Origin of the sequence: Pseudomonas fluorescens (assembly GCF_902497745.1) — a bacterium.
Taxonomy (GTDB): Bacteria; Pseudomonadota; Gammaproteobacteria; order Pseudomonadales; family Pseudomonadaceae; genus Aquipseudomonas; species Aquipseudomonas fluorescens_BM.
On record NZ_CABVHJ010000007.1, the window covers coordinates 335,257 to 344,562 of the forward strand.

Below are 9,306 nucleotides of genomic sequence, written 5' to 3' on the forward strand. Positions count from 1 at the left end.
ACCCCTTCCTTACTCAGCACTGCTGCTGAAATCGAGATCTTGGCCTGGCTGAAGGGAGATAACTGCCTTCTTCCAGTCATTACGCTTGCCCAGACCGCGAGCAGTGCGCTTGCTCTTACCCAGAACATTCAGGGTAGTGACGCGCTCTACTTTCACGCTGAACAGGCTTTCGACGGCCTTCTTGATTTCCAGCTTGGTTGCGTCAGTAGCAACCTTGAAAACGAACTGGCCTTTCTTGTCTGCCAGAACCGTAGCCTTCTCGGAAACGTGCGGGCCAAGCAGAACTTTAAATACGCGTTCCTGGTTCATCCCAGCAGCTCCTCGAATTTCTTCACGGCCGACACGGTGATCAACACCTTGTCGTATGCGATCAGACTAACTGGATCGGAACCTTGAACGTCACGTACATCTACGTGCGGCAGGTTACGAGCAGCCAGGTACAGGTTCTGATCAACAGCGTCCGACACGATGAGAACATCGGTCAGGCTCATGTTGTTCAGCTTGCCCAGCAGATCTTTGGTTTTCGGAGTTTCAACAGCGAAATCCTGAACCACGACCAGACGATCAGTACGCACCAGCTCAGCAAGGATGGAACGCATTGCTGCGCGGTACATCTTCTTGTTCAGCTTCTGGGAGTGATCCTGAGGACGAGCTGCGAAAGTGGTACCGCCGCCACGCCAGATTGGGCTACGGATAGTACCGGCACGAGCACGGCCAGTACCTTTCTGACGCCATGGGCGCTTACCGCCACCACGAACGTCGGAACGGGTCTTCTGCTGCTTGGTACCTTGACGGCCGCCAGCCATGTAGGCCACGACTGCTTGGTGAACCAGCGTCTCGTTGAATTCGCCGCCAAATGTCAGTTCGGAAACTTCGATCGCTTGAGCGTCATTTACATTTAATTGCATGTCAGCTTCCCCTTAACCGCGAGCCTTGGCTGCTGGACGTACAACCAGGTTGCCGCCAGTAGCGCCAGGAACAGCACCCTTGACCAACAACAGATTGCGTTCAGCGTCCACGCGCACTACTTCCAGGGACTGCACGGTCACGCGCTCAGCGCCCATATGACCGGACATTTTTTTGCCCTTGAATACACGACCAGGAGTCTGGCACTGGCCGATAGAGCCTGGGACGCGGTGGGATACGGAGTTACCGTGGGTGTTATCTTGCCCGCGGAAATTCCAACGCTTGATCGTACCCTGGAAGCCTTTACCCTTGGACTGACCGGTTACATCAACCAGTTGACCAGCGGCGAAGATTTCAGCGTTGATCAGATCGCCAGCCTGGTACTCGCCTTCTTCAAGACGGAATTCCATGGTGGTGCGACCAGCGGCAACGTTCGCTTTAGCGAAGTGGCCAGCCTGAGCTGCTGTTACACGCGAAGCACGACGCTCGCCGACAGTGACTTGCACTGCACGATAGCCATCGGTCTCTTCAGTTTTGAACTGGGTGACGCGATTCGGCTCGATCTCAATGACCGTGACCGGAATGGAGACACCTTCTTCGGTGAAAATACGGGTCATACCGCATTTACGACCGACTACACCAATAGTCATGTTGTAAACCTCATGAGTGTACGGGGCTTTCACCCGCTATGGCCGCCCATTTCAGAGCGTTACACGACTAAGACCGAGTCTTAGCCGAGGCTGATCTGCACTTCCACACCGGCCGCAAGATCAAGCTTCATAAGAGCATCAACGGTTTTATCCGTTGGCTGGACGATGTCCAGAACGCGCTTATGAGTGCGGATTTCGTACTGGTCACGCGCGTCTTTGTTGACGTGCGGAGAAACCAGAACGGTGAACCGCTCTTTACGGGTAGGCAGTGGAATTGGACCACGCACTTGAGCACCAGTACGTTTCGCGGTTTCCACGATTTCCTGGGTTGATTGGTCGATCAGGCGATGGTCGAAAGCCTTCAACCTGATACGGATTTGCTGATTTTGCATTGGATTTCAGACTCCGGCTGCTATTCCCACCGAGCGCAATACGCCCGTTAAAAGGAGGCGCAATTCTATAGACGCCCCAGATAGGTGTCAACCCAATAAAAAAGCCCCCGCTGAGCGGGGGCTTTTTCAATCCATCAAGCGAACTCTATAAAAGAGATTACTCGATGATTTTGGCTACGACGCCAGCGCCGACGGTACGACCGCCTTCACGGATAGCGAAACGCAGACCGTCTTCCATCGCGATGGTTTTGATCAGGGTAACAGTCATCTGAATGTTGTCACCTGGCATTACCATTTCAACGCCTTCTGGCAGCTCGCAGTTACCAGTCACGTCAGTAGTACGGAAGTAGAACTGTGGACGGTAGCCTTTGAAGAACGGAGTGTGACGACCGCCTTCTTCCTTGCTCAGAACGTAAACTTCTGCAGTGAACTTGGTGTGCGGCTTAACCGAACCCGGCTTAACCAGAACCTGACCACGCTCAACGTCGTCACGCTTGGTACCACGCAGCAGAACGCCGCAGTTCTCGCCAGCACGGCCTTCATCGAGCAGCTTGCGGAACATTTCAACACCGGTGCAGGTGGAAACGGTAGTGTCACGCAGACCAACGATTTCCAGCGGATCCTGAACGCGAACGATACCGCGCTCGATACGACCAGTCACAACAGTACCGCGACCCGAGATCGAGAATACGTCTTCGATTGGCATCAGGAACGGCTTGTCGATCATACGAACTGGTTCTGGGATGTAGGCATCCAGAGTCTCTACCAGCTTCTTGACAGCGGTAGTACCCATTTCGTTGTCGTCTTTGCCTTCCAGCGCCATACGAGCCGAACCGATGATGATTGGAGTGTCATCGCCCGGGAAGTCGTAGGTGGACAGCAGGTCGCGAACTTCCATCTCAACCAGTTCCAGCAGCTCAGCGTCGTCTACCAGGTCAGCCTTGTTCAGGAAAACCACGATGTACGGAACGCCTACCTGACGGGACAGCAGGATGTGCTCACGGGTTTGTGGCATCGGACCATCAGCGGCCGAGCAAACCAGAATAGCGCCGTCCATTTGAGCAGCACCGGTGATCATGTTCTTCACATAGTCAGCGTGACCTGGGCAGTCAACGTGAGCGTAGTGACGAATCTTCGAGTTGTACTCAACGTGTGCGGTGTTGATGGTGATACCGCGAGCTTTTTCTTCTGGCGCGCTGTCGATCTTGTCGAAGTCAACGATTGCAGAACCGAAAACTTCGGAGCAAACGCGAGTCAGAGCAGCAGTCAGAGTGGTTTTACCGTGGTCAACGTGACCAATGGTCCCAACGTTGACGTGGGGCAGGGAACGATCAAATTTTTCCTTAGCCATCGATATCACCCTCAACAGAAGAAATTAGACAAACAATATCAGCCATTAAAACAAAGGCAGATATTTTCATATCTGCCTTGTTATATGGAGCTCTTGAGCGGATTTGAACCGCTGACCTCACCCTTACCAAGGGTGTGCTCTACCAACTGAGCTACAAGAGCGAAACACTTGCACAACCTGCAAACTTGGAGCGGGTAGCGGGAATCGAACCCGCATCATCAGCTTGGAAGGCTGAGGTTCTACCACTAAACTATACCCGCGGAGCCTGCAGCTCACGCTTAAATCTGGTGGAGGGAGAAGGATTCGAACCTTCGAAGTCGTAGACGTCAGATTTACAGTCTGATCCCTTTGGCCGCTCGGGAACCCCTCCTAATCAGGCCGGCATTCTATACTATGCCAAACCCCTGTCAAGCATTTTCTCATTTAAAAACCTGAGGTTAGCTGCATTGACATCGCTTCACTTTGAATTCCTGTCTAGGTGTTCGCTGTGGAGCGGGCGCCATTCTATGCAAACTATTCAGCAGGTGCAACCCCCTCACACAGCATTATTTTATGTTTTAACTCATTGAATTCCTTGGAAAGGTTTTGCAACTGAGCATCCCCTAGCAAACGCTGGCTCTGAGGCGCGACAGACAACCAATAACCAGCCCCAGAAGCATCCTTCGACGAAGTTTTCACATCGACGTCCATTTCAGCCAACCGCTGTCGAAGTGCGGAAATCGATTCTTCCCGGGAAAAGCCACCAAGGAAAAGGCACTCTTGCCGCCCAGCCGCCCGCACCTCCCGAACATCGCCCTTCGTTTCACTAAGCAAGCGAATGTCTTGCTGGGAACCTCGATACAAACTAAGAGGCGTCACGTCCTTCGCCCGCAAGGGCGCCTCCTGCTGATGCCAGACATAATAGAAACCATTAAGAACAAGTAGCAGGAGAAACAACCAACGCATACAAACCTCAGGAAAAAGGACACGCCATAGCCAACCCAACAAACACAAGGTCGGGTACGACTCGGGCCCCAGGCGCGACATCCGCGACCAATACAGCATCGCCGCCAGTTATAAAGACAGCGAAATCTTTCCCCCAGTAGGAACTAGCCATTTCCAGTTGAGTCAGCACAAAACCTCGCAACATTAACGAACATCCACGCTCCACCGCCTCAACAGTGGTCCGCCCAGGCGCATTGCTGGACAGCGCGCGTTCAGCCGCTAGGTCGCCATAGCGAATCTTGCGGGTATGAGTACGCAACTGATTCCGCATCAACGGCATCCCCGGGCAAATGAAGCCGCCCAGATGCTCTCCATCAGCAGCAATAAAATCAGCAGTTACCGCCGTACCGAAATCGAGTACAAGGCAAGCGCTGCCCGACGCCAGATGAAACCCGCCAAGCATGGCCAACCATCTATCGAGCCCGAGACGCTCGTAGTCTTCATAGCCATTTTTGACACCAGACATTTCACGAGCGGACTCAGCGCACACAACCGAAATACCGAACTCCCGCTCGATCGCATCGATCAATGCATCAGTTTCATCTGCAGTCCTGACACTGACCACGCGACACTTGCACAGCACAAGCCCATCAAGAGACTTCAAACTGTCAAGCAACGCCAGATCAGAGTCGACAACCCCTTCAGAAAAGAGAGCGTCGGGCGCAGCCTTCAGTACTCGCCATTTAATAAAACTGTTCCCGCAGTCGAGCTCAAGAATCATCACGCAACCTCAGACTGAGCTCACCACCACTAAAGACTTTTTCCACGCCACCCACCTTCAGGCGCAGCGCACCCTGACTATCTATTCCGAGCACCACGCCATCTACCTGACTCGAACCCGCGATCAATGATACAGGTCGATCTTGCCACAGGTGATTGGCCTCCCATTCTGCCTGGAGAACCGAGAAACCATCCGCCTGATGACGCTGGATGTAAGTACTTAACTGCTCACTCAGCTCAACCACCAAAGCATTACGATCACTGCTCTTGCCTGACTCAAGCCGGATAGAGGTCCATTGCTGGTCAACCTCATCAGCAAGCTGCATATTCACGTTGATACCAATACCCAGTACCACGTGGCAAACGTCTGCCGGATCTCCAACGAGCTCAAGGAGAATGCCGGCGATCTTCTTGCTACCTACCAAGACATCGTTGGGCCACTTCAATCCGACACTTGGGACACCAAAATTTCGCAGAGCGTGCAAGACAGCCAACCCCACGACAAGACTCAAGCCCTCGAGCTGGCGCATTCCGCCATCAATACGCAGGACAAGGCTGTAATAAAGATTTTCAGCAAACGGACTCACCCACTTGCGACCTCTTCGCCCACGCCCGGAGACTTGCCGTTCTGCGAGCACCAAAAAGGGGGCCACACTACCTTGGCCGATCGCGCGCAAAGCCTCAGCGTTTGTCGAGTCGACCGAATCCAGAACGGTCACCGGCCAACCTGGCGCCATTGCAGATATAGCCAGAGAGTCGAGCAACATCAATGGTGCAGCCAGTTGATAGCCCCTACCCCGAACTTTATGAATGGATAAGCCAAGATCAGCCTCCAGATGCTGAAGCTGCTTCCATACCGCGCTTCGACTTATTCCCAGGGCAGCGCCCAGATCCTGACCAGAATGGAATCGACCATCCTTCAGAAGGTTCAACAACGTCAGCATGCAGGTCTCGCCTCACAATGAGGCCCGAATGATAGCCATGCCCCGGGCCGTTGCATAGAAATCAAGCAGATACATTTCCTGCGGGCAAAACAAAACCCCAACTGCTTTCGCAATTGGGGTTTCGGAATTTAATCTTGACGATGACCTACTCTCACATGGGGAAACCCCACACTACCATCGGCGATGCATCGTTTCACTGCTGAGTTCGGGATGGGATCAGGTGGTTCCAACGCTCTATGGTCGTCAAGAAATTCGGGTACTGAGTCGTGGCCTTGTGGCCTCGCTTCAGCAAATTGGGTATGTGACAGCGGGTGTTTTGTGAGTCTTTCGAACTTTCGGTTCGTTTCGTCTTCACACACCGCAATCTGGTCTCTCTCGACGCAAATTGCTTGGGTGTTATATGGTCAAGCCTCACGGGCAATTAGTATTGGTTAGCTCAACGCCTCACAGCGCTTACACACCCAACCTATCAACGTCGTAGTCTTCGACGGCCCTTCAGGGAACTCAAGGTTCCAGTGAGATCTCATCTTGAGGCAAGTTTCCCGCTTAGATGCTTTCAGCGGTTATCTTTCCCGAACATAGCTACCCGGCAATGCCACTGGCGTGACAACCGGAACACCAGAGGTTCGTCCACTCCGGTCCTCTCGTACTAGGAGCAGCCCCTCTCAAATCTCAAACGTCCACGGCAGATAGGGACCGAACTGTCTCACGACGTTCTAAACCCAGCTCGCGTACCACTTTAAATGGCGAACAGCCATACCCTTGGGACCGGCTTCAGCCCCAGGATGTGATGAGCCGACATCGAGGTGCCAAACACCGCCGTCGATATGAACTCTTGGGCGGTATCAGCCTGTTATCCCCGGAGTACCTTTTATCCGTTGAGCGATGGCCCTTCCATACAGAACCACCGGATCACTAAGACCTACTTTCGTACCTGCTCGACGTGTCTGTCTCGCAGTCAAGCGCGCTTTTGCCTTTATACTCTACGACCGATTTCCGACCGGTCTGAGCGCACCTTCGTACTCCTCCGTTACTCTTTAGGAGGAGACCGCCCCAGTCAAACTACCCACCATACACTGTCCTCGATCCGGATAACGGACCTGAGTTAGAACCTCAAAGTTGCCAGGGTGGTATTTCAAGGATGGCTCCACGCGAACTGGCGTCCACGCTTCAAAGCCTCCCACCTATCCTACACAAGCAAATTCAAAGTCCAGTGCAAAGCTATAGTAAAGGTTCACGGGGTCTTTCCGTCTAGCCGCGGATACACTGCATCTTCACAGCGATTTCAATTTCACTGAGTCTCGGGTGGAGACAGCGCCGCCATCGTTACGCCATTCGTGCAGGTCGGAACTTACCCGACAAGGAATTTCGCTACCTTAGGACCGTTATAGTTACGGCCGCCGTTTACCGGGGCTTCGATCAAGAGCTTCGCGTTAGCTAACCCCATCAATTAACCTTCCGGCACCGGGCAGGCGTCACACCCTATACGTCCACTTTCGTGTTTGCAGAGTGCTGTGTTTTTAATAAACAGTCGCAGCGGCCTGGTATCTTCGACCGGCATGAGCTTACGGAGCAAGTCCTTCACCCTCACCGGCGCACCTTCTCCCGAAGTTACGGTGCCATTTTGCCTAGTTCCTTCACCCGAGTTCTCTCAAGCGCCTTGGTATTCTCTACCCAACCACCTGTGTCGGTTTGGGGTACGGTTCCTGGTTACCTGAAGCTTAGAAGCTTTTCTTGGAAGCATGGCATCAACCACTTCGTGTTCTAAAAGAACACTCGTCATCAGCTCTCGGCCTTAAGATCCCGGATTTACCTAAGATCTCAGCCTACCACCTTAAACTTGGACAACCAACGCCAAGCTGGCCTAGCCTTCTCCGTCCCTCCATCGCAATAACCAGAAGTACAGGAATATTAACCTGTTTTCCATCGACTACGCTTTTCAGCCTCGCCTTAGGGACCGACTAACCCTGCGTCGATTAACGTTGCGCAGGAAACCTTGGTCTTTCGGCGTGGGTGTTTTTCACACCCATTGTCGTTACTCATGTCAGCATTCGCACTTCTGATACCTCCAGCAAGCTTCTCAACTCACCTTCACAGGCTTACAGAACGCTCCTCTACCGCATCATCCGAAGATGATACCCGTAGCTTCGGTGTATGGTTTGAGCCCCGTTACATCTTCCGCGCAGGCCGACTCGACTAGTGAGCTATTACGCTTTCTTTAAAGGGTGGCTGCTTCTAAGCCAACCTCCTAGCTGTCTAAGCCTTCCCACATCGTTTCCCACTTAACCATAACTTTGGGACCTTAGCTGACGGTCTGGGTTGTTTCCCTTTTCACGACGGACGTTAGCACCCGCCGTGTGTCTCCCATGCTCGGCACTTGTAGGTATTCGGAGTTTGCATCGGTTTGGTAAGTCGGGATGACCCCCTAGCCGAAACAGTGCTCTACCCCCTACAGTGATACATGAGGCGCTACCTAAATAGCTTTCGAGGAGAACCAGCTATCTCCGAGCTTGATTAGCCTTTCACTCCGATCCACAGGTCATCCGCTAACTTTTCAACGGTAGTCGGTTCGGTCCTCCAGTTAGTGTTACCCAACCTTCAACCTGCCCATGGATAGATCGCCCGGTTTCGGGTCTATTCCCAGCGACTAGACGCCCTATTAAGACTCGCTTTCGCTACGCCTCCCCTATTCGGTTAAGCTCGCCACTGAAAATAAGTCGCTGACCCATTATACAAAAGGTACGCAGTCACAGAACAAAGTCTGCTCCCACTGCTTGTACGCATACGGTTTCAGGATCTATTTCACTCCCCTCTCCGGGGTTCTTTTCGCCTTTCCCTCACGGTACTAGTTCACTATCGGTCAGTCAGTAGTATTTAGCCTTGGAGGATGGTCCCCCCATATTCAGACAAAGTTTCTCGTGCTCCGTCCTACTCGATTTCATGACCAAGAGATTTTCGCGTACAGGGCTATCACCCACTATGGCCGCACTTTCCAGAGCGTTCCGCTAATCTCAAAGCCACTTAAGGGCTAGTCCCCGTTCGCTCGCCACTACTAAGGGAATCTCGGTTGATTTCTTTTCCTCAGGGTACTTAGATGTTTCAGTTCCCCTGGTTCGCCTCTTGCACCTATGTATTCAGTACAAGATAACCATCTTATGATGGCTGGGTTCCCCCATTCAGACATCTCCGGATCAAAGTCTGTTTGCCGACTCCCCGAAGCTTTTCGCAGGCTACCACGTCTTTCATCGCCTCTGACTGCCAAGGCATCCACCGTATGCGCTTCTTCACTTGACCATATAACCCCAAGCAATCTGGTTATACTGTGAAGACGACATTCGCCGAAAATTCGAATTTCTCAA

The 9,306-nt window shown here is 52.7% G+C and carries 8 protein-coding genes, 3 tRNA genes and 2 rRNA genes; all 13 read right to left on the reverse strand.

From position 1 onward, the window contains the following. Window positions 1–9: 9 nt before the first annotated feature. A complete protein-coding gene (gene rplW, locus F8N44_RS14040) occupies window positions 10–309 on the reverse strand; it encodes a 50S ribosomal protein L23 (RefSeq protein WP_002555488.1) in 300 nt (99 codons plus the stop codon). Beyond that, the gene (gene rplD / locus F8N44_RS14045) at window positions 306–908 is read right to left on the reverse strand and encodes a 50S ribosomal protein L4 (RefSeq protein WP_007918468.1); all 603 of its coding nucleotides are present in this window, start codon (window positions 906–908) and stop codon (window positions 306–308) included. Before rplD ends, rplW begins: the two co-directional genes overlap by 4 nt. A gap of 12 nt (window positions 909–920) precedes the next feature. Beyond that, window positions 921–1,556, reverse strand: a complete 636-nt coding sequence (gene rplC / locus F8N44_RS14050) for a 50S ribosomal protein L3 (RefSeq protein ID WP_003228738.1) — start codon at window positions 1,554–1,556, stop codon at window positions 921–923. An 80-nt stretch (window positions 1,557–1,636) separates the two neighbouring features. Continuing rightward, window positions 1,637–1,948 (reverse strand): 30S ribosomal protein S10, encoded by a 312-nt coding sequence (rpsJ, locus tag F8N44_RS14055; protein WP_003186070.1) that lies wholly within the window; start codon window positions 1,946–1,948, stop codon window positions 1,637–1,639. Between the two features lie 157 nt (window positions 1,949–2,105). Next, the gene (tuf, locus tag F8N44_RS14060; RefSeq protein WP_126366853.1) at window positions 2,106–3,299 is read right to left on the reverse strand and encodes an elongation factor Tu; all 1,194 of its coding nucleotides are present in this window, start codon (window positions 3,297–3,299) and stop codon (window positions 2,106–2,108) included. An 85-nt stretch (window positions 3,300–3,384) separates the two neighbouring features. Beyond that, window positions 3,385–3,460 (reverse strand) — tRNA-Thr (locus tag F8N44_RS14065). A gap of 25 nt (window positions 3,461–3,485) precedes the next feature. Then, window positions 3,486–3,559, reverse strand: a tRNA-Gly gene (locus F8N44_RS14070). A gap of 25 nt (window positions 3,560–3,584) precedes the next feature. Continuing rightward, window positions 3,585–3,669 (reverse strand) — tRNA-Tyr (locus F8N44_RS14075). Between the two features lie 143 nt (window positions 3,670–3,812). Beyond that, the gene (locus F8N44_RS14080; protein ID WP_150650686.1) at window positions 3,813–4,244 is read right to left on the reverse strand and encodes a hypothetical protein; all 432 of its coding nucleotides are present in this window, start codon (window positions 4,242–4,244) and stop codon (window positions 3,813–3,815) included. Between the two features lie 7 nt (window positions 4,245–4,251). Then, window positions 4,252–5,004, reverse strand: a complete 753-nt coding sequence (locus tag F8N44_RS14085; protein WP_150650687.1) for a pantothenate kinase — start codon at window positions 5,002–5,004, stop codon at window positions 4,252–4,254. Then, window positions 4,994–5,947, reverse strand: coding sequence for a bifunctional biotin--[acetyl-CoA-carboxylase] ligase/biotin operon repressor BirA (gene birA / locus F8N44_RS14090; RefSeq protein WP_150650688.1), 954 nt, complete (start codon window positions 5,945–5,947; stop codon window positions 4,994–4,996). Before birA ends, F8N44_RS14085 begins: the two co-directional genes overlap by 11 nt. A gap of 132 nt (window positions 5,948–6,079) precedes the next feature. Further along, window positions 6,080–6,195 (reverse strand): 5S ribosomal RNA (rrf, locus tag F8N44_RS14095). 152 nt (window positions 6,196–6,347) lie between these two features. Further along, window positions 6,348–9,241: ribosomal RNA gene (locus F8N44_RS14100) — 23S ribosomal RNA — on the reverse strand. Window positions 9,242–9,306 lie beyond the last annotated feature (65 nt).